Source organism: Candidatus Accumulibacter necessarius, from assembly GCF_036625085.1.
The window spans coordinates 283566-307317 of record NZ_JAZKUM010000006.1 but is presented as its reverse complement, the minus strand read 5'-3'; the positions used below and the strand labels follow the sequence as shown (position 1 = coordinate 307317).

Genomic DNA, 23752 nt, shown 5'->3' with positions numbered 1-23752 from the left:
GCTGCGACTCTCGCCTACTCCGGCCGCATCTGCGGGAAGAGAATCACGTCGCGGATGTTCGCCGAGTCGGTCAGCAGCATCACCAGGCGGTCGATGCCGATGCCGCAGCCGGCGGTGGGCGGCAGGCCGTATTCGAGTGCCCGCACGTAATCGGCGTCGTAGTACATCGCTTCCTCGTCACCCGCTTCCTTGGCTTTCGCCTGTTCGAGGAAGCGCGCCGCCTGATCTTCGGGGTCGTTGAGCTCGGAGAAACCGTTGGCGATCTCGCGGCCGGCGATGAACAGCTCGAAGCGCTCGGCGATGTCGGGGTGGTGTCACTGCGGCGTGCCAGCGGGCTGACTTCGGCCGGGTAATCGATGATGAAGGTCGGATCCCAGAGCTCGGCTTCGGTCGTCTCTTCGAAGAGCATCAGTTGCAGCGCACCAAGACCGGCTTGCGAACTCACCTCGACCTTCATCGCCGTCAGCTTGGCGCGCAGCCAGGCGGCGTCGTCCAGTTGCGCGACGGTGAAGCCGGGATGAATTGGCGGATCGCTTCGATGATCGTCAGGCGGGCAAAGGGCTTGGCGAAATCCAGCGGGCGGCCCTGGTACTCGAATACTTCGCTCGGCCAGCGCCTCGCGTGCGCTCTGGCGCAGCAAGCCCTCGGTGAAGTCCATCATCTGGTGGTACTCCGAGTACGCCTCGTAGAACTCCATCATCGTGAATTCGGGGTTGTGACGAGGGCTGATGCCTTCATTGCGGAAGTTGCGGTTGATCTCGAAGACCTTTTCGAGCCCACCGACGACCAGCCGCTTGAGGTAAAGCTCGGGCGCGATGCGCAGGAACAGCTCCATGTCCAGTGCATTGTGGTGGGTGGCGAAGGGCCGGGCGGTGGCGCCGCCGGGGATCGGGTGCATCATCGGCGTTTCGACTTCGAGGAAGCCGTGTTTCACCATGTAGTTGCGGATCGACTGGACGATCCGGCTGCGCACGGCGAAGGTGAAGCGTGACTGTTCGTTAGTGATCAGGTCGACGTAGCGCATTCGGTACTTCTGTTCCTGGTCGGTCAGCCCGTGGAACTTCTCGGGCAGCGGTCGCAGCGACTTGGCGAGCAGGCGGATTTCCGAGCAGTCGACGGTCAGTTCGCCGGTGCGCGTGCGAAACAGCGTGCCGACGACGCCGACGATGTCGCCCATGTCCCAGCGCTTGAACGTCGCGTAGGTTTCCTCGCCGACGTGGTCGCGGCTGACGTAGGCCTGGAGGCGGCCGGAGAGGTCCTGAAGGGTGATGAACGAAGCCTTGCCCATGACCCGCTTGAGCATGATGCGGCCGGCGATCCGGACTTCGACCGCACCTCGGCGAGTTCCTCGAGGGTCTTGGTGTCGTAGAGATCGTTGATCTTGCCGGCGGTATTCTCGCGCGCGAAGTCATTCGGGTAGGCCTGGCCGGTCTGCCGCCATTCGGCGAGCTTGGCGCGGCGTTCGGCAATGATGTGGTTTTCGTCCTGCGGCGAGGAGTCGGCGGGGGTATCGGTCTGGGACATGATGGAGTGGGTTTCTCGTGATCGGTGCTTTGGCGGGTTGGGCAGGCGTTCCACTGATTACACGCCCTGCTTGAGGCTGGCTTCGATGAACTGGTCGAGGTCGCCGTCGAGCACGCCCTGGGTATTGCCGACTTCGACATTGGTTCGCAAATCCTTGATCCGCGACTGGTCGAGCACGTAGGAACGGATCTGGTGGCCCCAGCCGATGTCCGACTTGGCGTCTTCGAGCTTCTGCTGTTCGGCCTGGCGCTTGCGCATCTCGGCTTCGTAGATGCGCGACTTCAGCATCGCCATCGCTTCCGCCCGGTTGCGGTGCTGCGAGCGGTCATTCTGGCACTGGACGACGATATTGGTCGGCAGATGCGTGATGCGTACCGCCGAGTCGGTCTTGTTGATGTGCTGACCACCGGCGCCGGAAGCGCGATAGGTGTCGATGCGCAGATCGGCCGGGTTGATGTCGACCTCGAACGAATCGTCGATCTCGGGGTAGGCCGTCACTGAGCAGAAGCTGGTGTGGCGGCGGGCATTCGAGTCGAATGGCGACTTGCGTACCAGGCGGTGGATGCCGGTCTCCGAGCGCAACATGCCGTAGGCGTAGTCGCCGGAGAGCTTGATGCTTGCCGTCTTGATGCCGGCGACCTCGCCTTCGGATTCCTCGAGCACTTCGACTGCGTAGCCCTTGCGCTCGGCGTAGCGCAGATACATGCGCAGCAGCATCGCCGCCCAGTCCTGCGCTTCGGTGCCGCCGGCGCCGGCCTGGATGTCAACGAAGCAGTTCAGCGGGTCGGCCGGGTTGTTGAACATGCGCCGGAATTCAAGTCCGGAAACCTCTTTCTCGATACCGTCGACGTCGGCAATCACCGCCTGCAGCGTCTCGTCGTCGTCTTCCTCGCGCGCCATCTCGAACAGTTCGCCGGCATCGCGCAGGCCATCGCCAACCCGGTTCAGGGTCAGCACGACATTTTCCAGCGACCGCTTCTGGCGGCCAAGTTCCTGCGCGCGTTCGGCGTTGTCCCAGACCTTCGGGTCCTCGAGTTCGCGCTCGACGGCCTTTAACTGATCAGCTTTCTGATCGTAGTCAAAGATACCTCCGCAGCTCGGTGGCCCGCTGACCGAGGTCGGCGAGTCGGTTTGCAATGGTGTTGAGTTGTTCGGCTTCCATGATGAGGGCTGTGCTCGCGTAGTGAATGAACCACACATTATATACGGCCGGCGAGTCGGACCGGGCGGGCAACCTTGTCCAACGTGGTATGAGCCTGAAGTCTGGTGAGCCGCCGGCCTCGACCTGCGGCTGGGCCTGACCGACGGCGACTGATCGCGCGCGTCGCGAACTGTTCAAGCACGTCAGGCGGCGTCATTACGCCCGAGGCCCACGCGGCGAGGAATTGTGTCGTCCCCCAAGCCAGATTCGATCAACTGTGCCTTGAGCACCGCAGATGGTCCCGCACCGTGGTCCAGACCACTGAGGCATCGACGCGGCAATACTCGTGCGTCACGATGATCCGCATTTCTTAGGCATCCCTGAACTGTGTTGCCATAGCGCTGAGTTGGCTTCCAGGAACGATGAATCAAGCTGCACGATCGTATTGCCTGCCTCCCCGATGACGATCAGTCTGTTGATGACGGCTCGCTGCGTCTTGCTACCGGACAGAAACCCATCCTTGCTCATTGCGCCAATGTCGGATTCAATATTGCTGATAGCTTCCAGCATGTCCCGACTTCGCTCAGGCAGACTGCGGGGTTTGCGGGTCATACGGATACAGCTTCCCGAAGCACGTTCGGTGGAAAGCGCTCGTGCAGTGCCATTGGCGTAAGCACGTCGGTCCTGACACCAAGCAGCGCCTCAAGCTCTCGCTTGATTCTGAGCAAGCTGATAAGCGAAGTCTTGCCGTCAATGGGGTCCACCAGCAGATCCAGGTCGCTGTCCTCAGTGTCGTTTCCATGAACCACGGACCCAAAGACACGAGGATTTCTGGCGTCGTTGGCTTCCACGATCCGGCGAATCTCGCCTCGATGCCTTTGCAGTGCTTCAGAGGGTTTCATTTGCGATTCCTCTCTCCGATGAGAAGTGCGTTAATACTATTTAACCGTGTAGTGGCCGTGATCGACCCATTCCGGCCGTAGCGATTTCCTGAAAGCGGCCACTCTCACATCATCCGCCCTTCATGTTGCCTTGGGACAAGGAGCTATCCTGAAACGTCACCAAGCAAATACCCCACGTCAAAATCACCGTCGACGGCGCCGTAGCCCTCCACGACGACTGGCTTTACCGTTACAGGGAGAGTCGCGGTAGCGTCGTAAAAAGAAACGCCAGCCGCTTTCATCAGGCCAAATTGCTTATGGGCCGCGACGAAATCTTTCCCGCCCGTGTTGGGCAACCAGCCTTTCACATTGGCCTCGTAGGCGAGAAGCCATTGGCCCTCGATCAACTCCTTGTCGTGCATCAGTGCCTCAAGGCTCGACACATCCGGAATCCCGAGAACAAGCCCTTTTGCTCTCGCGTGCAAGACGCAGAGCGCCACACAAGGATCGGCAGCCAGCAACGCCTTCTCGACAATCTTTGCGTCGAGTTTGCAGTCAAGGCAAATCGCTGCCCAAAGCGCCCAGGCCACCTCGCTGCCGTGATGCAGTGGGGCGTGATCCTCGATCAACTGCTGCAAGGATTCGGCGATGCGGGACAGATCCAGAGGCATGCCAAGATGATATTTATACAGTTCGCCAGTTACCGCCGGTGCCGTTCCCGGCTCGACCGAGAGGCACTGAAGAAGCAGGCTCTCGTATAGCGCCCAATTCTTCTCAAGAATATTCACCGACCGCAGACGCTGGACCGAGTAACGGAGAATCGCGTCTTCCCGGTGCATCGCGGCAAGCTCGAACGCCCTGCCGAAATACCCACCAAATCGGTCCGCTGCGCGCTGGCCGACGATGCGCGAAAGGCGAACAAACGAAGGTGCGGAACCCAAGATGCCTCGATCTCTGAGGGAAGTTCGATAATGCGGGTTTTCTTCGGGTTCAATTGAAGCTGAAGGTCGCCAATCAGGTGCTGCAATTGCCCTAGTGTTTCTTCAGCTTCTGCAATCGTCCGAAAGCCGCAGCCGATGTCGTCGATGTAGCGAAAACCCCGTTTCGTGATCGCCCCGCCGAGCCTAGAATCAACCGACGAGAGAATGACTTCTGCGATCACGAGCGACGTGTCCGGCCCGATGGGAATGCCGATTGTCTGCTTGTCCTGGCCGTTTCGTATCGCCAAGTCCAACACATTCCCCAGCAGCGTGTAGTCGTTCTGCTTAGCTTTCGCCACGCTCTTGGTATGCAGCGCCCAGGGAATGGAGTGTGTGTAAATGCTCGGATAGAACTGGCTCAAATCAGTGGTCAGCAAGTAGCGAGACGCAGTGCGGGAACGGGCCCGCGCCACCGGAATTGCGTCGAATGCACTCACCGGGTTGATGGCACGTGCGCCATGTTTCAAGTAACGCGGTGTAGTCAGAGAAAACGGAGATAGCGCACAAGCGGTCTTTACCGTTTTCCATCCCTCGACAATGGCGCGCGCGACCTGATATTGATTGACCGGATTCGGTATGGACAATTTTCTCCGCAGGGTCCCAGACCGTGCCAGGTTATGAATCGCCGGTTGCGTTGTCAAATTGGACTTCATCCCCTTTTTGGTAGTATTCAGATGTATAGCTGCCGGCGCCGTATCTGCAAAGGCGCCAAATGATCGCGTATTGAAGGGCGGCGGCAATTCCTTTGGGAAGTAGCCGCGCGCGAGCAGATTGGAGAGGGGTGAGGTCATTCAATATTGGGCTTACAAGCATGCACGAAGGCGTCGAACAAATCTCTGATGACAAAAGACTTCTTCTTGGCGGCGACTACGTTGATGTCGAAACTCAGACAAGCCTCGATGCCTTCTTGGGATCTCCGGGACAGTACACGAAATTGCTCATTTCAACGTCGAAGTGCCGAAAAGGATAGAACCGGGTGGGGTATGAAGGCGGTGCGAATTAGGTATTCTGTCCCCAGAACTCAGAAATCGCGACATCACTTGTCGTGCTCTCCACATCACTGGCTGCTGATTGAACAGTTGAAACAGCTAGTGTCCTTTCTTCAATTCATCAACCTTTTTCTGTTCCTCAAGGGCTTTACGTTGCAGAAACAAAGATAGCCAATCTTGAGCTGTTCCGTGACGAATCACCCAGAGTGACGCTAGGGGCGCAAGGACCATCAGAGTGAAGATCCAAGCGTTGCCTGCGTGCGGTGGCCCAAATTTGACCATCAGGTAGGCGACCGTGATCAGGAGAGAGATATTCAGTAGAGTGGCAATATTACGCATTGGAACTCGGACTTGTGGAGTTGAGATAGTACTCTTTGGGGGAGACATTTCCGTAGGGTCAGATGCCTCGCCGTCCGTCTTATCCCTGAGCAGGATAAGAATGATGACTCCAACGATACTAAGGACGGCGGGCAATGCCGCGCCGACCCACCCACTGTAACCTTTTGCTTTTGCGGTCCCCCAGCAGGCATACCAGAATGAACAAGAAACCGACAGCCCAACAGGCAACCACAAAAGAGGATGGATGCTCCATACATCCGGAGCTATAGTTGCCAGAGATATCAAAAGCGCGACAGTTAGTGCGCTAGCGACACACACTCTACCAGCAATAGTGACTCGTTTTTCGTACTCGGTCAGCACGGCTAATGCTTCTTGCTGGGACTACCAGCGCGCAAGGCAGCCGGCTTCACCGGCTTCTTTGGCACGGATGAGCCGAGAAGCGCCACGACGAGCGAGTATCATGAGATGCTCAATGACGGCGAGTTTGACATTCCCATTCAGCCGCTTCTCCAGAGCGTTTCCTTGAGGGCATCGCATGGAGGCAAACCGAGATGTCGTCCTGGCAATGACAAAAGGATAGGAGACCCAGCAGCACCATCGTGAATATATCAGCCTTGATTAAGGGGCGTCAATCGCGAAATCCGCCCCGGTGGCGCTTGCAAAGTCATGCGAATCCCGCCCCGCTCCGCGCGGGGCCCGGGCCCGACCGAATGATCGAAAACCGCCCCCCACCTGGCCGAACACGTTTTGCCGCGACTGCTGATCCGTCAGTGGGTGCTATCGGTTCCCAAGCGGCTGCGTTATCACCTCGAACAGGATCAGGCGGTCGAGAGGCTGGCGCTGCGCATTTTCCTGAGCGTCGTGGAACAAAAAAAAGCCGCGCGATGCGCGGCTTTTTGGCGACTTACTGCTCGCTCAGTGGAACTGCTCTTCTTCGGTCGAACCGGTCAGCGCGGTGACCGACGAGGTGCCGCCCTGGATGACGGTGGTGACTTCGTCGAAGTAGCCGGTACCGACTTCCTGCTGGTGCGAGACGAAGGTGTAGCCGCGGTCGCGGGCCGCGAATTCCGGCTCCTGGACCTTCTCGACGTAGGCCGTCATGCCGCGTTTGACGTAGTCCTGCGCCAGGTCGAACATGTGGTACCACATGTTGTGGATGCCGGCGAGGGTGATGAACTGGTACTTGTAGCCCATCGCGCCGAGTTCCTTCTGGAACTTGGCGATCGTCGCGTCGTCGAGGTTCTTCTTCCAGTTGAACGACGGCGAGCAGTTGTAGGCGAGCATCTTGCCGGGGTGCTTGGCGCGCACGGCTTCGGCGAACTGGCGCGCGAATTCGAGATCCGGCGTGCCGGTTTCGCACCACACCAGGTCGGCGTATTCGGCGTAGGCGACGGCGCGCGAGATCGCCTGCTGGAGACCCTTGCGGGTCTTGTAGAAGCCTTCCGAGGTACGCTCGCCGGTGACGAAGGGCTTGTCGTTGTCGTCGCAGTCGGAGGTCAGCAGGTCGGCGGCTTCGGCGTCGGTACGCGCGATGACCAGCGTCGGCACGCCGCAGACGTCGGCAGCAAAGCGGGCGGCGATCAGCTTCTGTACGGCTTCCTGCGTCGGCACCAGGACCTTGCCACCCATGTGGCCGCATTTCTTGACCGAAGCCAGCTGGTCTTCCCAGTGCACGCCGGCTGCGCCGGCGCGGATCATCGCCTTCATCAGTTCGAAGGCGTTCAGCACGCCACCAAAACCGGCTTCGGCATCGGCGACGATCGGCGCGAAGTAGTCGATGTAGCCCTTGTCGCCGGGTTCACGTCCTTCGAGTACTGGATCTCGTCGGCGCGACGGAAAGAGTTGTTGATGCGCTCGACGACCTTCGGCACCGAATCCACCGGATACAGCGACTGGTCGGGGTACATCGCGGCGTAGGAGTTGTTGTCGGCGGCAACCTGCCAGCCCGACAGATAGATCGCCTTGACGCCGGCCTTGACCTGCTGCATCGCCTGACCGCCGGTCAGCGCGCCGAGGCAGTTGACGTAGGGCTCGTTATTGACCAGATTCCAGAGCTTCTCGGCGCCGCGACGGGCGACGGTGTATTCGATCGGGAAAGAACCGCGCAGGCGGACGACATCGGCCGCCGAATAGCCGCGCTTGATTCCCTTCCAGCGGGGGTTCTCGGCCCAGTCTTTTTCCAGTTCGGCGATCTGTTGCTCTTTAGTACTCATGATTTGGCCTCACGAAAATTAGGAAGTGCAGTTGCGACAATGGTGACGCCCGGGGGTCGAAGCAGGAACATTCCAGGCACCGACAGGGGCGACCAATGGTATCCAGTATAACGGCTTTTGCTAATGCAGGCAACAGTCTTATATAAGACATAAGATGTATTTTTTAGTCGAAGGCAAAACAGCTGCTTGCCGGCGCCTTTCCGCATTGCGAAACGAAATTCTCTTGCGTGAAATGCCCACTGCCTATGCCTGCCGTCTGCGCCGGCGCGAAGACCAGTTCCGGCAGGACGACTTCCCAGCGCTCGCAGCGAATCCGGTGCGAGGTATTCGGGCTCGCTGTCGCTCCGGTAGCGGACGAGGATCGCCGCCACGCGCGCCGCGACGCAGTCCATGCCGGCCGGTGGCGTGTAGCTGGCGGCGAGTTTCGGCCGACCAGATTGCCTTGCGCATCGCGCAGCAGCCAGCGCCGGTCTTCCTGCTGCAGATGCAGCGGGTCGGGGCTCAGCGCGGCGATTCGCCGATGGACCGGATGGCCGGCGCCTGAGCGACCGGCAAAGCCGAGGTCCACCTCGCCCGGGTTCAGTTGCTGGTAGCACCAGGACAGTTCGGCTGCCGGTGCCGGCAGTTCGCTGGCCGTACGGCGCAACAGCGAGGCGGCAGCCGGGCAGTTCGTCGAGGAGGCGGTGGCCGCGATCGAAGCGCGCCAGCAGCAGGGTCAGCCGGGCGCGAGTCATCGCCACGTAGTACAGGCGGCGCTCGGCGTCGGGTCTTCGCTGAGCGTCGTGGTGACGGTCTCGCTGCCTGTTCCCAGCCGCCGTCGAGCACCGCGACATGATCGAATTCGAGACCCTTGGCGCGGTGCGCGGTCAGCAGCAGCAAGCCGCTCTGCCGGCGCCGCGCTTCGCGGCCCCATTCGGCCAGCCATTCGATGAAGTGCTGGCGCGGCAGGTCGGCGCCGCCGGTCTCGCCGCTGTATTCGGCGACCGCTTCGTCGAGCATCGCGCCACCGGACTGGCCGGTCGCCCGGCCAGCCAGGCGGCGATCGCGGGGAGCGTCGATCAGGGCGCGTGCAAGTCGTCGTGCAGCCAGTCGAGCAGCCACTGCGTGTCGCGTTGGCGCCAGAACTGCGCAGGCCCTCTTCCCTCGCCATCTGCACCGGGATGCCGTGCAGTTCGCAGAAGCTGCGCAGCGGCTGCAGCCATTGCCACTCGCGCGCGATCACCGCGCAGCGCGCCCAGTCCCAGTCCGCCGTCAGGCTGGCCAGGCGCTGCAACTCGCCGAGCACGGCCACGCCTGCGTGCGGCGTCGCCGCCGACCGGCAGGATCTGCACGCGGCCCTTGCCAGCGGGTCGATCTTCGCCCACTCGCCGCCCGCCGGCTGCTGGCGGCGCGCGCGGTCGATGCGGATCGGCTGCGCCGCTTTCATGCGCTGCGCCGCCGGCGCGATCAGCCGGTTGGCGACGTCGATCAGGTGCGCCGTCGCGCGGTAGTTGTCGACCAGATGCACGGCGCGCGCGGCATAGTCGGTCTCGAAGCGGCGAATGAACTCGACCGAAGCGCCGCTGAAGGCGTAGATGTTCTGGTCATCGTCGCCGACGGCGAAGAGATTCAGGCGCGTGTCCTCGTCGCTGCGGCTGCGTCCGGCGAGGGCGCCGATCAGTTCGTACTGCTGCGGCCCGATGTCCTGGTACTCGTCGACGAGAATCCAGCGAAAGCCGCCGAGCAGCCGGTCGCGCTGTTCGTCGGCCTGCTCCGGCGGCAGTTCGATCGCCGCGCAGCAGGGCGATCGCCTGCTGGCGGATTTCGTCGAGCGCCGCCTCGAAACCCTCGTTGGCGAGCAGCCGGTCGCGGCCGACGAAGCTCGCGCCGACCAGCCGCATGGCCAGGGCATCGCAGGTCAGGACGCTGACCGCGCGCGCGTCGTCGCCGATCAGATCGCCGAGCCGCTGGCGGATCTGCGCCGCGGCGTGGCGGTTGTAGGCCAGCGCCAGAATGCCGCGCGGGTTCTCGCGGCGCACCCGCACCAGGTAGGCGATGCGATGCACGAGGACGCGCGTCTTGCCCGAGCCGGGACCGGCGAGGACCAGCACATTGGCGTGTCTCGCGATCGTCGGCGACGATCGCCTGCTGCACCGGGTTGGCCAGCGCCTCGACGATCTGGCGCCAGGACTGCGGCGTCGTCTGCCGCGCCAGTTCCTGCTCCGCGGTCGGGTAGCCAGCGCTGCATGAACTCGTCGCGCGGCAGGCGGAAGTAGTCGAGCGTCAGTCGCAGGGCATCGGCCATCGCCTGCAGGCCGCGCTGCACGTACTCGGCCATGACGTGAATCTGCAGCACCTGCTCGTCGTAATGCAGCTGCAGCGGCGCGAAGTCGGGCTGCCGGAACTGCCGCTTCCAGTCGGCGTCGAGGCGGATGGTCATCGCCGGGCGGAAAACCGCCAGCCCCTTGTTGAGGCGAATCACTTCCTGTTCGTGCAGCCAGAGCAGCGCGCGGTCGAGCAGGCGCGAGGTCTCCCGGACCTCCGACTTGAGCAGCAGGTCGGCTTCGATGGCCGCCAGCAGCCGGCCGAGCGTCGTTTCGGCGAGCAGGTCGGCGCCGCGCGCGCCGGCCGGCAGGCAGGCGAGCAGATGGTCGAGCAGGTGCGCGGCGGCGGTCCGCCGCAATTGCGCGGTTTTCGCCAGCGCCGACCAGTCGCGCTGCAGGCGGATCGAGACCGTTTCGGCGTCGATCCGCCGCAGCGCGATGCTGCCGAGTCCGCCTCGTCGTTGCGGCCGTCGCCGGCGAGGCTGGCGAGCAGTTGGCGCAGCCGTTTCCGGCAGGGCGCCGGGGTGGCCCTCGTCCTGCAGGCGCTGGCTGAGCAGCCGCAGGTGCAGCAGCGAGCTCTCGCCGCTGCGCCAGGTCGGGCGCCTGTTCGCGCAGCAGGTCGATCAGCGCGACTTCGAGCTGCGACGCGCTCTTTCAGACGCTGCGCGACGAATTCTCGACGCCGACCTGCAGGTAGGCGGTCAGCGCCGTGTCGTTGCTGGCGATCCCCAGGCGCTCGAGATCGTGCAGGGCGGCTGCGCAGCTTCTCCGATCCGAGCCCGGTGACGCCCATCAGCTCGTCGGTCGACAGCCCCTCGTCGGCCGGCGCGCCGATCAGCGCCTCGACCAGCGCCAGCAACTGCCGCTGGTATTCGCTCTGCAGCGACGCGCGCGCCAGCCGCTGGCGCGCCTGCTCGACCGAGGCGACGCGCAGCGACGAGGGGAAGACCTGCACCTGATTCTCTTCGCGGTCAGCAGGCGTGCTTCCTCGAGCCAGCAGACGGCGGTTCGCACGCGTGTGTCATCGGTCGCGCTGTCGCGTTCGAAGCCGCCCTCTTCATCTTCGGCGAGGATTTCGCCGGGCGTGGCGATCACTTCGCCGTCCTTGCGCTTCTTGCGGTCGAGCTGGCGCAGCGAGCGCAGGATCGCCTGGATTTCCTTGCGACTGAGCCGCGAGCGCGCCGACATGCCGAACTGGCGCTCGACATCCTCCGGCGTGTACAGCAGCACGCAGCGCGCCGCCTGCTGATCGCGGCCGGCGCGGCCGGCCTCCTGCAGATAGTTCTCGAGCGAGCCGGGAATGTCGGCGTGGATCACCAGGCGCACGTCGGGCTTGTCGATTCCCATGCCGAAGGCGTTGGTCGCGGCGATCACCCGCAGGTCGCCGCGAATGAACGCTTCCTGCACATTCTTCTTGCTTTCGGGCGGCAGCCGGGCATGGAAGTGCGCAGCGAGCAGCCCCTTCTGGGTCAGGAAAGCAGACACTTCCTCGCTGTTCCGCCGCGTCGCGCAGTAGACGATGGCGCCGCCCGGCCGTCATTCGGCAGTGTCGGCGGCCAGCAGCTCGTGGATGTGCGCCAGCTTCTCGGCCGGCGTCGTCGGCAGCACGGCGAAGTCGAGGTTGCTGCGGCTGGCGCCGCCGTCGAAGCAACGCAGCTCGACGCCGACCTTTTCGGCAAAGTGGGCGACGATGTCGGCGATCACGTCGGGTTTGGCGGTCGCGGTCAGGCACAGCACCGGCGGCACCGGACCGTCGCCGGCCTTTTCGCGGATGAAGCGCGCGACATAGCGGTAGTCGGGACGAAAATCGTGCCCCCACTTCGACAGGCAATGCGCCTCGTCGAGAACCCAGGCGCCGATTTCGCGTTGCGCCAGCACCTTGCGCAGCGTCGGGTTGCGCAGTTGTTCGGGCGAGATGATGACGATGCCGGCGTCGCCGAGGCGAACGCGGTCGAGCGCGTCGGCGCGCTCGGGCATCGACAGCAGGCCGTTGATCGCCACGCAGCTGTCGATGCCACGTGCCCGCAGCCCGGCCACCTGGTCGGCCATCAGCGCGACCAGCGGCGAGATGACGACGGTCAGCGCGCCGGTCTTTTCGAAGCGCGACAGCGCCGGAATCTGGTAGCACAGCGACTTGCCGGTGCCGGTCGGCAGGATGGCGAGCAGGTGTTCGCCGCGCAGCGCCGCTTCGACGATGCTCTGCTGCAGCGGGCGGCCGTCGGCGCCAGCCGGTTCCGGGCGGAAACCGGTAAAGCCGAACCAGCGAGTCAGTTCCCGGCCGGCGTCGTGGTGCTCGCTGCACCAGGGGCAGTCGGGCTTGCCGCAGGCCTGGTCGCGCAGGCGCCGGATCAGCACGCCGGCGCCGGGGAACTGATGCCGCACCCACGGCGGCAGCACCGAGTTGCCTCCGGCAACCGACAGCCAGGCGAGCGCGTAAGCCAGCGACCAGTTGCTCTGCGCCGCGTCGTCCACGACCTGCAGGGCCTGCGTCCGGCAGCCCTTGCCGTCGAGCAGGCGGGCGATCGCCTGGCGCGCCGCGGCGTCGCTCGGGCGAAGCTGGCGCCGCAGCGTCGCGAAGAAGCTGTTCACCGTCCGGCGAGCCGCTCGTCGAGCGTCGTCAGCCAGTGCCAGGCGAGCATCAGTTCGGGCGCTTCGCTGCTGCCGCTGCTGCAGCGCCTGGTACTGGTCGTGGAACAGTTCGAGCGTCAGCTGCGCGTCGAGCAGCGGGTCGTTGAGCTGCCCGCGCCTGAGCCCGCCGTCCTGGTAATGCTTGACCAGGTGGTGGTAAGGGTGGCGCGGGAAGGCCAGCGGATTGAGCCACAGCGTATCGACTACCGGCAGCGCCAGCAGGCGCAGGCGAGGCTGCGCCGCGGCGAGATGCGGCCGGTCGAAGTGGATGAAATTGTGCCCGAGAACGAAGCTGCAGCCCTCGGCCAGCGCATCGAGACGGCCGAGCGCGCTCGCCAGGTCGCCCCCGTCGAAGCGCAGGCTCTCGCCGCTGTCGCCGCGCAGCGCCGCCAGTTGCCGGATGCGCCCACTGCGCAGGCCGACCTCGAGGTCGATCGACAGGCAGCGCGGCTGGAAGGGTGGGGCGTCTGGCGTGATTTCGGGCGAATCGCTCATCGGCGTCATGATACCCGGCAGCCCGCTTTGCCGGCGCGCCGAGCGCTGACTGGCCCCGTCCAGGATCCAGGCCCCTGTTGCGGTTCCGGAAGCCGCTGTCAAGTGGGGCGGGTTAACCGTCGATTAGAGGCGTGGTGTCAGGCCGTCAGCCAGTGACAGCCGGTAGGCGCGGTAGCCGGGTGCCAGGCTGGCGATCAGGCCAACTGCGACGACCGCGCCGAGCAACCGCAGCTCATCGGCGGATACCCACCGCGCGCGAAACGCCAGCCCGAAATGTGCCTGCGCCAGCGGCGCCAGCAGCGCCGTCAGCAGTGCGAGCAGCGCCACGCCCAGCAGGGCGCCCAGCACGGTGATGAAGAGTCCCTCCGCACTCAGCAGCAGGAACACTTCGCCGGGTCGTGCGCCGACCGAGCGCAGGATCGCCAGTTCGCGACGTCGTTCGCCGAGGCTGGCGAGAACCACCGCCACCAGACCGGCGAGACCGACCGCCACGACCATCGCCGAAACCGCCAGCAGGGTCCGTTCGGCAAACCCGACGACTTGCCAGAGTTGGTCGAGAGCAACGCCCGGCAGCACCGCCAGCAGCGGCTCCGTGGTGTCGTTGTTGATCTGGCGCTGCACCTTGAAGACCGCGGCCCGGCTTTTCAGCCCGACCAGGACGGCGGTGATCTCTTTCGGTGTCAGGTCGAACTTGCGCACGTACTCGGCCGGGATCGACAGGCCGGGCAGCGGCGCCCCGCCCGCCCAGTCGAGGTGGATCGCTTCCATCGCTTCGAGGCTGACGTGCACAGTGCGGTCTACCGGCGTTCCGGTGCGGGCGAGGATGCCGACCACCTTGAAAGGCTTGTCGGCATGCTCGGCGAGGCTGACGTCGCCCATGCCGTGATTGAGGACGATCGAATCGCCGAGCCGGTAGCCGAGCCGCTGCGCGACTTCGGCGCCGAGCACGGCGTCGAACAGCTCGGCAAATGGCTTGCCCGCTGCCAGGGTCAGCGCCTGCGAATCGGCGTAGCGGAAGTGCTCGAAGTAGGCGGCGGTGGTGCCAAGGACGGGAAAGCCGTGATGGGAATCGCCCAGCGACAGCGGGATCGACCAGGCGACGGCGGGATTCCCGGCGATCGCGCGGTAGCTTTGCCAACCGATGTTGTTGGTCGCTTCGCCGATCCGGAAGACGGCATAGAGCATCAGTTGCACCGGGCTGCTGCGGGCGCCGACGACAAGGTCGGTCCCCGACACCGATTGTGCGAAACTGTTTCGGGCTTCCAGGCGAACACGTTCGACGGCGAGCAGCAGGGTGACGCTGAGGGCGACGGCGATCAGCGTCATGCCGAGAGTCAGTCGCCGGTTCCAGGCGCTGCGAGCCGCCAGCAGAAGCAGAAATCTCATGCCGCCTGCTGGCCGACGTCAGTCCGGCTGATCGACGCCAGCGAAAGTTCGCGGTCGAATCCTGCGGCCAGCCGCCGGTCATGGCTGACGAAGAGCAGCGTGCTGCCCGCTGCGGCGCACTCGCGCGCCAGCAGGTCAAGGAAAGCGCCCTGCCGTTCGGCGTCGAGCGCCGAGGTCGGTTCGTCAGCGATGACGATCTCGGGGCGCCCGATCAGTGCCCGTGCCGCTGCAACCCGCTGCTGCTGGCCGACGCTCAGGCGGGTGACTTCGCGTCGGTGCAGTGATTCCTCCAGATCAAGGTGCTTCAGCAAACGTCGGGCCTCGGCGTGCAGCGAGGCCCCTGCTGCCGTTGCCCGGGCACGCCGTCGGCCCGAGAAGCGGCAGGACAGGAGTACGTTGTCGATCACCGAGAGGTAGGGAATGAGGTTGAACTGCTGAAAGAGGAAACCGACGTGGTCGGCACGAAAGCGGTCGCGGACCGAGGGCTGCAATCGGGGCAACTCGGTCCCGAGCAGCCGGAGCCGGCCGCATTCGGGCACCAGCACACCGCCGAGCAGCCCGAGCAGGGTGCTCTTGCCGCTGCCACTCGGGCCGTACAGGAAAACCCGCTCGCCGGCGCGCGCCGCGAAGGAAGGAATGTCGAGACAGAAATCGTCGCCCGCCGACCAGCGGAAGCGCAGTTTCTCGATCTCGATGACCGCTTCTGTCATGGTTGTTACCAGGCAAGGCGCCTCTGCTGCGGCGACAGCCGGGCGGCCGATTGTCCGCGCGGACCGGCGACCTGGACGTCGACGCTGCGCAGCTTGGGAAAGTGCTGGAAAAGTCCGACGTCCAGGGTACGCAGGGCCTCGGGAGCTGCGCAGCGGAAGACAAATTCGCCGTCAAGGTCGGCATGGTCATCGCCGGCCGGCTGTCTCGCCGGTTTCAGCACCGGCGAGTCGAGCGCTACCGATACCGACGTGCACTGCGCCGCAGGCGAGGGCGAAAACAGCTCTCCCGGCTGGCTGAGACGCTCGCTCATCGCGCGCACTGCGGCCTTCTGCTTGTCGGTGCGCGGGGCATGTTCGAAGCCCAGCAGGTTTTCGAGCGGCGTCTCGAGATTCAGCGTCAGCGTCTGACCGTCGATCGCGACCTGGAGACTGGCTGTGCCATGCACATGGGCGCCAGCCTTGCCGGCAAGAGCTGGCAGCGGCAGCAGACAGGCGGCGGTGAGGCAGCAGCAGAGCAAGGGCGAGTGCTTCATCGTGTTGGGGGTGCTACGGCGGAGATTGCTTGGTCCGGTCATAGTAGGCGATCAATTCGCTCGCCGGCAGTGGCCGCGAGAAGTGAAAACCCTGCCCCATCTGCACCCCGGCCGCCTGCAAGGCTTTGAACTGGGCGTCGGTCTCGATCCCTTCGGCAACCACCGTCAGGTCCATCGACGACAACAGGCCGGCGAGGCCACGCAGCCAGTTGGGGTCGGGGCCGTTCGGGTCCATGCCGGCGATCAGCGAGCGGTCGATCTTGATTATGTCGAAGTCGCAGCGCGCAATGAAGGCCAGATTGGTCCCGTTCATCGTCACGTCGTCAAGGGCCACGCGGACGCCGCGCCGGCCCATCCCGTGCAATGCCATCATTCCCAGCGAGTCCGGGATGCCACGTTCGGTGACCTCGATGATGATCTGCGAACTCAGGCTGCGCAGCCCGGATTTGACGGCAGCGTATTCGAGGCCACCCCGGCCGAGGATTTCGGGTGGAACATTGAGGCTCAGATGCGCCTCGGGGTGGGCGCCCAGCCACTCACCGAGTTCACTGGCGACCGTGTCGATGACCCAGTAGGTGAGCAGACCGGAGAACGGCGTATTCTCGATCAGCGGGATGAACTCCCCGGGGAGAACGACTCCCGTCGGCCGCCGCCAGCGGATCAGCGCTTCCGCTCCGAGACAGCGTTGATCGCTGAGGGAGATCGTTGGCAGATACTCGAGGAAGAATTCTCCTCTGTGCAGACCATCATGGATTTCGTCAAGCTCAGTCAAGGCAGGGTCTTTCGCATTCGCGCACCGTCGCGCTGGCGTTGCAGGCAGCTCCGGGCAGTGCGGCGAGACCGGTGGTGCCGGTCAACGCCGCCGGCGGCCATAGAGTCTTGCCATTTCTGCGAGTTGCCTGGCGTGTCCTGCGTCGACCTGCTGCCAGCTGAACCGCCACTCCCAGGATCCCTCGCTGCGGCTGGGTTCGTTCATGCGGTGCGAGGCGTCGAGACCGAGCACGTCCTGCATCGGGATGACGCAGAGCGAGGCGACGGAGGCACAGGCCAGGCGGATCAGATGCCAGGGCAGGTCTTCGTCCATCGCCTCGTCGACGCCGAGGTAGGCGCGCACATAATCCTTTTCCGGATTGGCGAGCGACTCCCACCAGCCACGCGTCGTGTCGTTGTCGTGGGTACCCGTATAGACGACGGTGTTGGCGTCGTAGTTGTGGGGCAGGTAAGGGTTCTTGGGGTCGCCATCGAAAGCAAACTGCAGGATGCGCATCCCGGGCAGGCCGATCGCCTGGCGCAGGGCATTGACCTCCGGGGTGATGATGCCGAGATCCTCGGCGATGATCCTCAGTCGGCCTTGCGCGTCGCCCAACTCGCGGCGCATGGCGTCGAAGACGGCTTCCCCCGGCCCCGGCCGCCATTGTCCGTCGATGGCCGTTTCCGCCTCGGCGGGAATTTCCCAGAATGACTCGAAGCCACGAAAATGATCGATTCGCACGACATCGCAGAGCTTCATCGTTTGTCGCATCCGCTCGACCCACCAGCGATAGCCCTCGGTGGCGTGTGCCGACCAGCGGTAGAGCGGATTGCCCCAGCGCTGTCCGGTGGCACTGAAGTAGTCCGGCGGTACGCCGGCCACGACGCGGGGACGACCGTGGGGATCGAGATCGAACAGCGAGGGATTCGACCACACGTCGGCGCTGTGCGCGGCGACGAAGATCGGCAGGTCGCCGACGATGTCGATGCGGCGGGCGTTGGCGTAGTGCTTCAGCGCCGCCCATTGCTCGTGAAAGCGCCACTGGCAGAACTTCCAGAAACGGATTTCCTCGCCCTGCCGGTCGCGTGCTTCGCGTAGCGCGTCCGGCTGGCGGTGCGCCAACGCTGCCGGCCAATCCTGCCACATCCGGCCGTCGCCGCCGTGCGCCATGTCCAGTGCCATGAACAGCGCGTAGTCGTCAAGCCAGGCGTGGGCATCGGCGCAGAAGCCTTCAAAGGCGGATCGCTGAGGAACTTTCTTGCCGCCAAAGAAGCGCTTGGCAGCACGTCGCAGGTGAGCCATCCTGAAGCGCCGGACCGCGTCGTAATCGACCCGGTCTGCCGGAAAAGCGGGGACCGACTTGAGATCGGCGTCGCTCAACCAGCCGGCGTCACGGAGTTGGCCGAGGTCGATCAGCAGTTCGCTGCCGGCGAAGGCCGAGGGGCTGATGTACGGCGAGTTGCCGGGTCCGACGCTGCCGAGTGGCAGCACCTGCCAGAGCGACTGGCCGGCGCCAACCAGCCAGTCGACGAAGTGGTAGGCGGCCGGGCCCAGATCGCCGGAACCGTGCGGACCGGGCAGCGAGGTCGGGTGAAGGAGAATGCCGTTGTGGCGCGGAAGGGAAGTCATGCCGGTCCTCTTGCTTCATGCGGATGTTTGCGCGCGGTCTGGCCGCCGCGAAGGCGTCATCCTAACCTGCTTTGGCCGGATCCGTCACTTTCGGGGGTAGCCCTTGACCACCGCCGGCGACCTCCACGGCACGAAGGACTAGGTCATCCCGCTCAGCCGGGCCTTTCGCTCACGCTCGACGCGGGTGATGTAGCGCTGCAGCATGGTCATCCGTGCCCCCGGCAGGGCAACGAACTGGCAGCCGACGCGAACGTAACGGGCACCTCCCCTGGTTGCGACGTCAAGCTTGTTGCGGACGCACAGGCTGGCGACCAGCAGGCCCTCGTCAGGCAGGGTCATCTTGCAGTCGCTCAGCAGGTCGCTGCGCTGCAGGAGGGCGGCGAGATTGGGTGTTGCCATCAGGCCGATGCCGCCACCGCTGATATCCAGCAAGGATGCCTCGGCGAGCAGGGCGCTGCCATCCGTTCGCCTGATGGTGGCAACGAACTTGACTGGTTTGGTGAGCGGCGTCGACAGGCGATAATACTCGCGCCGCTGCAGTCTCAGGATCTGGCCGGGCAGCGCAGCGCTGAAGGCCGGCAAACCGCCGCTCTGGGTCTCCGAGAGCTTGCCCAGGGTGAACTGGACCTTCACCTTGTCGACCGTGGTGGTCAGCAGCACTTGCTCGGCGAGCAAGGCCAGGCGGTTGACCTTTTCCTCGCGACCCCAGTCGAGGACCAGTTCACCGGCTTCCAGGTCGAGCCCCAGCAGCGAGGTCAGCAGAAAGGATCGGCCCTGGTCGAAGTAGGCGCTGATCAGGGATCGCCGCTGGATCAGCGAGCGAAGCACCGCCGCAATCTCGGCTTTGGAATGCAGGAGGTACTGACCGTAATCCTCGGGTCGCTCGATTTCGAATCGGACCGCTGCCTTTTCTGCTTGTGCCTGAACGTCCGTTTCTTCCACTGGCTTTCCTGGAATCGGCTGGAGCAGCCAGTTTAAAGCAAAACTGGGACCGCGGTAAGCTGCGGCGCCGCCGTCATCAGGGTGGCGGCTGTTCAGCGCTGGCCGGGAAGAGGGGGGCCGTCGACGCCTCCAGGCCATTCTCGAGCCGATAGAGCCAGGCCAGCAGTTCAGCCACGGCGAGATAGAGCTGCGGCGGGATATGCTGATCCAGATCGACCTGCATCAGCAGCGACACCAGTTCCGCCGATTCATGGACATAGACGCCGTGCTCATGCGCCCGGGCGATGATCTGCTCGGCCAGCAGGCCGCGCCCTTTGGCGACGACACGCGGCGCCCCGTCGGCCTGGCTGTAGGCCAGGGCGACGGCGTTCTTCAGCGGGTTATCGGGGGCTTTGGCCATGCGCCTGTTGCTCGTGCAAGCAGACTGCAAGAACTCTGCGGAGGCTCATCTCGAGCCGTCACGAAGGCTGCCGGCGGCGCGGCGATGCCCAGGGAAGCAAGGTCCAGCCCTGCCTGTTCGAGTTGGCCGCGCAGGCTGGCTACGTCGCTGCGCAGCAGCGCGCGCGTCTCGACGTCGCTGGCGACAACCGATAGCGAGATCTGCCGGCCGTGGATGTGCAGCCGCGCATCGACCTCGCCGAGATGGGGGAGTGTCAGCCGCAGCCGCGTCTGCCATTTTTCGCCATCGCTGCCGACATTGCTGTCCTCGCGATCGCCGCGCGCTCGCTCGTGCTCGATCTCCCAGTCCATTTGTTGACCTGGCCAGACCTGGCCTTGCCAGGCAAAATTCTGGGTGGCGAAGGCTTCGAGCTGCTGCTGGACCAGCGCCAGGGCCTGTGGGGCGACCGTGGGCGCCGCCGGCGCCGGCTGTCCAGTTGCAGCCTGCGTCGTCTGGAGTGTGCCGATGAGCAAGTCGGTTGATCGCGTCGGCAGTGGTCCGGCGACGTCGGCGGCTACGCGTCCGCTGCTGGCGGATTCGCTGGCGTGCAGTGATTCCGGGCGGGCTGCCGTCAGCGGTGCCAGTTTCCCCTGCGGTTCCTGCAGCAGCTGCGCCTTGCTGTAACGCCCTTCGACCCATTCCGCCTGATGCGCTTCGTAGAACATGCCACTCTGCACGATCGCCTGTTTGAGCAGCGGCAGGAGATCGGTGCCGCTATTCGGTTGGGCTGGCAGCAATCGCCTGTTTGCCGTTCAGCGGCAGTGCTACGGCGGCGCCGCCCTTGCCGTCACGCGCACCGGCCAGCAGCGTGCCGATCAGTTGCCCGGTGCGGCTCAACTGCGTGGCGGTCGATTCGTTCCCCGCCCTGCCTCCCTCCGCCGCGCCGCGGGCAACGACGGCCAGGGTCAGCTTGCCATTGCTCTCGGAGACTTCCAGCTCGATGGCGTCGCCGCTCTTGGCGGCAAAGGGCAGCGCCAGGGTGACGCTGCGCTGGTTGATCAGCGCGCGGTAGGTGCCGTTCGGCAGCAGGGCCTGCACTTCGGCCAGCAGGCGTTGGCCAGCGGCCAGCCCGGGTAACTTGTCGGTGATTTCCTGCGCCGGCGGCGTCGGCCGCAGGGCGAGGTCGGCGCTCGGCTGAACGCGGGTGCTGATTTCGGGGACGATCATTCGGCGGCGGGTGCTGCGCTGCGCGCAGTAGTACGCGCAGTTCATCCATGCGCCTCGCCAGGCGCGGTTGAATCAAGGTGTCACAGCGCAGGCTGCTTTCGATCAGCGCGCGGGCGCGCTGCTGCACTTCTGCCGGCAGTTCGGCGCTCAGACTGTCGGGCAGGCTGTCGGCGAGCGCGCGCCGATCGGCCTCGTGCCGGCCAGGGTCTTGCCAGTCGCCGCTTTCTGCAGCGCCAAGCATCGCCTCGGAGTAGTGCCAGCAGCTGCTCCAGCGCAGCTCAGCGAGGCACTCATGCCACGGCTTGTTGCAGTCGCGCTCGGCGAAATCTCCGCCAGGCGCCATGAATTTCTTCGAGCAGGGCGGCAACTTCCTCGAGCGCCGGCAGGTCGTTGTCGAGGTTGGCGTGCAGCAGCCGCAGGACCAGGTAATCGTACAGCGCGTCAAGCCGCTCGGCGATCTCACCGCCCTGTTTCGAGGTCGAGGCTCACCTTGAGACCGTTGCTGATGATGTCGACCGCTTTGGAAATCGCTTCGCCCTTGGCCGCGATGCTGCTTGTCCTGCATCGCGGCGCGCGCGTTGCCGATCGCCGCCTGCGCCCCAGCGAAGAGCAGCAGGATCAGCCGGTGCGGGTCGGCGACTTCGATCGCGGCGTCGACGCCGACCTTCTGGTAGGCTGAAATCGCGTGTCGTGCATTGCCGAACATTCAGGGCTCCTCAGAGTTGTTGTAGGTGGGCAGGATGGCGAGCTGCTGCTCGAGGAAGTTGCTGGTGCTTGGTCATCCCGGAGATCAAGCCGTATCGAGCGCCGTGAACTGTTTGCGATAGCGCGCTTCGATCTGCGCCAGCCGGCTCCACAATCACTTCCGACTGTTTGCCGAGGCTGGCTTGATCGAGGCGTTGATTCCGGTACGGGCAGCGAGGCTCAGCCGTTCGTGCCGACCAGCGCATCCGTGGCGTCCTTGAAGATGCTGCCGATAGGCGGCTACGAGATTGGCGACGCCGGCCAGATCCTCGCTGATCGCTTTTGCTCAGCTTGGTGGAATCGACCGCTCAGGGAGCCGTCCTTCTGCAGGCTGACACCAACGTCCGAGAGGCGCTGCAAGCTGCTGCCGGCAACCTGCCGCGGGGATGTTGACCAAGGAGCTGCGACGGCTGTTCTGCGCCGAACGCAAGGTGCTGTCGCCATTGAGTGCGCCGGCTGTCTTGGTCGTGCCGCATTGTAGGTACCGAGGTGCTGGCGGTGGTCTTGCTGAGGTCGTTGATAGGCTTTGACCAGCGCATTGACGCCGGCCGTCAGGCTCGAGTGGTCACGCTGCCATGGTCAGCGTGGTGCTCAGCGCCGTCGCAGCACTTCCGGGCCCTTGAGCAGCGTTCAGCGTGATGCCGTCGATGGCGGTGCTGACGGTGTTGCTGCTTGCGGCGACGGCAATGCCGTTGAGCTTGAACGTCGAGCCCTGCGCCGCCTGCAACTGCACGAACTCGCTCGGCATCCGGTGCCGACGCCGGGATCGTACGACAAGCCAGCGACGCCGGAGAGCTTGATGAACTGATCACTGCCGGCGTCGTCGCTGGTCAGCACCAGTTGCTTGCCGGCGACGCCGTTGATCACCAGTCGCGGAAACGCCGGCACTGGCGGTGTTGATGGCATCGCGGATGGCTTCGGGCGTCGCGCCGTCGGCGATGCTGATGTCGGTTGCTCTTGTGCGGACTCACTGCCGCCGTCGGTGTCGAGCGACAGGGTCAGCGTGCCGCCGCCACCGGTAGCTGGTATTGCCGTGCCGGAAACGGACGTGGCGATACCGGTTGCCACTGGCGACGCTGTGCTGCCTGGCGAGCTGGGTGACTTCCAGGCTGTAGGTGCCGGCGACCGCGCTCGAAGTGGTCGTCGCCGAGGCAATGGCGGTATCGGCAACCGTAGCGTCCTGAAAACACTGAACTTCTCCAATGCGCTGCTGCCGGTGGCCGGGACAAGCGCAGAGGCCCGCGCGGTCTGCAGCGCCGAAAGGGCGCCCTGCAATGAACCGAGCGCCGAGATCTTGCCTGGAAAACTTGCTTCCTTTCTGGACAAAGCGGTCAGCGGCCGTTGTTCCAGCGACATCAACTGGCTGATGATGCTGTTTACATCAAGATTCGAGCCCAGGCCCGGTGAGGAAAGCGCCATGATCTTCTCCTGCCGCCGCTACCGGCATGCTTGCTTGCATGGGGCACGAGCGCGCGTTGTTCAGGCCGTCTGCGTGACGAACAGCCCTTTGATGCTGTCCAGCGTCTTGGCGATGGCCATCATTTCTTCCGACGGCATCTGGCGGATCACTTCCTTGGTCGAGCGGTCGATGATCTTGACCACCAGTTGCCCGCTGTCGTCGTCCACGCTGAACTCGATATTGCTGTTGGTCGGTTTGACGAACTCGCGAACGCTCTGGATGGCGGTCTCGAGCTTCTCGCTGTCGGGTGGCGCCTGCACCGGGCTGCCTGCGCCTGCAGTGCGCTTGACCTGAAGTGCGTGCGCCTGATCCGGCGCTGGCTTTTTGCCGTTACTGGCCGTGTTCTGAGCTTCTCGCGGCGTATTGCTGATCGCCAGGTGGCCCTGTGGCGCTGCGAAGAAGCTGAAACGACCGTGGGTTGGATGTTCATCTCACGCTCCTTGCTGAAGAGACGCCGGGGCGCGACCACGTTGCCGCGATCGCGCCCCGATGTTACCGC

23 protein-coding genes and 7 pseudogenes are annotated in these 23752 nt (G+C 64.4%); 1 reads left to right on the top strand and 29 read right to left on the bottom strand.

The annotated features are described in order from the left end of the window. Positions 1 to 14: 14 nt before the first annotated feature. The 7 genes and pseudogenes from lysS to V5B44_RS17850 form a co-directional block, all read right to left on the bottom strand. Positions 15 to 1303: pseudogene (gene lysS / locus V5B44_RS17880) on the bottom strand (lysine--tRNA ligase). A 278-nt stretch (positions 1304 to 1581) separates the two neighbouring features. Next, a protein-coding gene (gene prfB / locus V5B44_RS17875; protein WP_332360343.1) for a peptide chain release factor 2 occupies positions 1582 to 2686 on the bottom strand; the annotation gives its coding sequence in 2 pieces (ribosomal slippage) (positions 1582 to 2604 and positions 2606 to 2686; 1104 coding nt in all). Between the two features lie 330 nt (positions 2687 to 3016). After that, positions 3017 to 3235 carry a HepT-like ribonuclease domain-containing protein gene (locus V5B44_RS17870; protein ID WP_332360342.1) on the bottom strand — a complete coding sequence of 73 codons (219 nt, stop codon included), beginning with the start codon at positions 3233 to 3235 and terminating at the stop codon, positions 3017 to 3019. A gap of 38 nt (positions 3236 to 3273) precedes the next feature. Further along, entirely contained in the window at positions 3274 to 3567 is a 294-nt protein-coding gene (locus V5B44_RS17865; RefSeq protein ID WP_332360341.1) for a nucleotidyltransferase family protein, read from the bottom strand. A 143-nt stretch (positions 3568 to 3710) separates the two neighbouring features. Continuing rightward, positions 3711 to 4334 carry a hypothetical protein gene (locus tag V5B44_RS17860; protein ID WP_332360339.1) on the bottom strand — a complete coding sequence of 208 codons (624 nt, stop codon included), beginning with the start codon at positions 4332 to 4334 and terminating at the stop codon, positions 3711 to 3713. Beyond that, on the bottom strand, positions 4331 to 5317 hold the full coding sequence (locus V5B44_RS17855; protein WP_332360338.1) for an RNA-directed DNA polymerase: 987 nt from the start codon (positions 5315 to 5317) through the stop codon (positions 4331 to 4333). Before V5B44_RS17855 ends, V5B44_RS17860 begins: the two co-directional genes overlap by 4 nt. 297 nt (positions 5318 to 5614) lie before the next feature. Then, on the bottom strand, positions 5615 to 6214 hold the full coding sequence (locus tag V5B44_RS17850; protein ID WP_332360337.1) for a hypothetical protein: 600 nt from the start codon (positions 6212 to 6214) through the stop codon (positions 5615 to 5617). A 357-nt stretch (positions 6215 to 6571) separates the two neighbouring features. Between V5B44_RS17850 and V5B44_RS17845 the strand changes: the two are divergent. Then, positions 6572 to 6724: pseudogene (locus V5B44_RS17845) on the top strand (IS91 family transposase); the annotation flags it as partial. 45 nt (positions 6725 to 6769) lie between these two features. Here V5B44_RS17845 and aceA read toward each other — a convergent pair. From aceA to V5B44_RS17755, 22 genes and pseudogenes are all read right to left on the bottom strand, one after another. Next, positions 6770 to 8067: pseudogene (aceA, locus tag V5B44_RS17840) on the bottom strand (isocitrate lyase). A gap of 163 nt (positions 8068 to 8230) precedes the next feature. Further along, a complete protein-coding gene (locus tag V5B44_RS17835) occupies positions 8231 to 8713 on the bottom strand; it encodes a hypothetical protein (RefSeq protein ID WP_332360336.1) in 483 nt (160 codons plus the stop codon). A gap of 84 nt (positions 8714 to 8797) precedes the next feature. Next, entirely contained in the window at positions 8798 to 9958 is a 1161-nt protein-coding gene (locus V5B44_RS17830; protein WP_332360335.1) for a UvrD-helicase domain-containing protein, read from the bottom strand. Between the two features lie 22 nt (positions 9959 to 9980). Continuing rightward, positions 9981 to 10157 (bottom strand): annotated as a pseudogene (locus V5B44_RS17825) (UvrD-helicase domain-containing protein); the annotation flags it as partial. Positions 10158 to 11204: 1047 nt separating this feature from the next. After that, positions 11205 to 11855 (bottom strand): helicase-related protein, encoded by a 651-nt coding sequence (locus V5B44_RS17820; protein ID WP_332360334.1) that lies wholly within the window; start codon positions 11853 to 11855, stop codon positions 11205 to 11207. Positions 11856 to 11906: 51 nt separating this feature from the next. Then, positions 11907 to 13493, bottom strand: a complete 1587-nt coding sequence (locus V5B44_RS17815; RefSeq protein WP_332360332.1) for a DEAD/DEAH box helicase — start codon at positions 13491 to 13493, stop codon at positions 11907 to 11909. Between the two features lie 123 nt (positions 13494 to 13616). Then, complete coding sequence (locus tag V5B44_RS17810) at positions 13617 to 14879, bottom strand: ABC transporter permease (RefSeq protein ID WP_332360331.1); 1263 nt, start codon at positions 14877 to 14879, stop codon at positions 13617 to 13619. Beyond that, complete coding sequence (locus tag V5B44_RS17805; protein WP_332360330.1) at positions 14876 to 15589, bottom strand: ATP-binding cassette domain-containing protein; 714 nt, start codon at positions 15587 to 15589, stop codon at positions 14876 to 14878. The genes V5B44_RS17810 and V5B44_RS17805 overlap by 4 nt, the downstream gene beginning before the upstream one ends. Positions 15590 to 15594: 5 nt before the next feature. Then, complete coding sequence (locus V5B44_RS17800; RefSeq protein ID WP_332360329.1) at positions 15595 to 16122, bottom strand: DUF2796 domain-containing protein; 528 nt, start codon at positions 16120 to 16122, stop codon at positions 15595 to 15597. A 13-nt stretch (positions 16123 to 16135) separates the two neighbouring features. After that, positions 16136 to 16894 (bottom strand): EAL domain-containing protein, encoded by a 759-nt coding sequence (locus V5B44_RS17795; RefSeq protein ID WP_332360328.1) that lies wholly within the window; start codon positions 16892 to 16894, stop codon positions 16136 to 16138. An 81-nt stretch (positions 16895 to 16975) separates the two neighbouring features. Continuing rightward, the gene (gene malQ / locus V5B44_RS17790) at positions 16976 to 18502 is read right to left on the bottom strand and encodes a 4-alpha-glucanotransferase (RefSeq protein ID WP_332360327.1); all 1527 of its coding nucleotides are present in this window, start codon (positions 18500 to 18502) and stop codon (positions 16976 to 16978) included. 138 nt (positions 18503 to 18640) lie between these two features. Continuing rightward, positions 18641 to 19444 carry a flagellar brake protein gene (locus V5B44_RS17785; protein ID WP_332360326.1) on the bottom strand — a complete coding sequence of 268 codons (804 nt, stop codon included), beginning with the start codon at positions 19442 to 19444 and terminating at the stop codon, positions 18641 to 18643. Positions 19445 to 19520: 76 nt separating this feature from the next. Continuing rightward, positions 19521 to 19844 (bottom strand): EscU/YscU/HrcU family type III secretion system export apparatus switch protein, encoded by a 324-nt coding sequence (locus V5B44_RS17780; RefSeq protein WP_332360325.1) that lies wholly within the window; start codon positions 19842 to 19844, stop codon positions 19521 to 19523. Next, positions 19817 to 20620: a flagellar hook-length control protein FliK gene (locus tag V5B44_RS17775; RefSeq protein WP_332360324.1), complete on the bottom strand. Its 804-nt coding sequence runs from the start codon at positions 20618 to 20620 to the stop codon at positions 19817 to 19819. Before V5B44_RS17775 ends, V5B44_RS17780 begins: the two co-directional genes overlap by 28 nt. Next, positions 20598 to 21095: a hypothetical protein gene (locus tag V5B44_RS17770; protein ID WP_332360323.1), complete on the bottom strand. Its 498-nt coding sequence runs from the start codon at positions 21093 to 21095 to the stop codon at positions 20598 to 20600. The genes V5B44_RS17775 and V5B44_RS17770 overlap by 23 nt, the downstream gene beginning before the upstream one ends. A gap of 25 nt (positions 21096 to 21120) precedes the next feature. Then, positions 21121 to 21291, bottom strand: a pseudogene (locus tag V5B44_RS26780) (hypothetical protein); the annotation flags it as partial. 49 nt (positions 21292 to 21340) lie between these two features. Further along, positions 21341 to 21756, bottom strand: a pseudogene (gene fliS / locus V5B44_RS17765) (flagellar export chaperone FliS). A 603-nt stretch (positions 21757 to 22359) separates the two neighbouring features. Beyond that, a complete protein-coding gene (locus V5B44_RS17760; RefSeq protein ID WP_332360322.1) occupies positions 22360 to 22542 on the bottom strand; it encodes a hypothetical protein in 183 nt (60 codons plus the stop codon). Positions 22543 to 22602: 60 nt separating this feature from the next. After that, a complete protein-coding gene (locus V5B44_RS26775; protein WP_434735481.1) occupies positions 22603 to 22734 on the bottom strand; it encodes a flagellin hook IN motif-containing protein in 132 nt (43 codons plus the stop codon). Positions 22735 to 22761: 27 nt separating this feature from the next. Next, positions 22762 to 22998, bottom strand: a complete 237-nt coding sequence (locus V5B44_RS26770) for a flagellar cap protein FliD N-terminal domain-containing protein (protein WP_434735480.1) — start codon at positions 22996 to 22998, stop codon at positions 22762 to 22764. A 26-nt stretch (positions 22999 to 23024) separates the two neighbouring features. Beyond that, positions 23025 to 23213, bottom strand: a pseudogene (locus tag V5B44_RS26765) (flagellar cap protein FliD N-terminal domain-containing protein); the annotation flags it as partial. Positions 23214 to 23273: 60 nt separating this feature from the next. After that, positions 23274 to 23624 carry a flagellar protein FlaG gene (locus V5B44_RS17755; protein ID WP_332360438.1) on the bottom strand — a complete coding sequence of 117 codons (351 nt, stop codon included), beginning with the start codon at positions 23622 to 23624 and terminating at the stop codon, positions 23274 to 23276. Positions 23625 to 23752 lie beyond the last annotated feature (128 nt).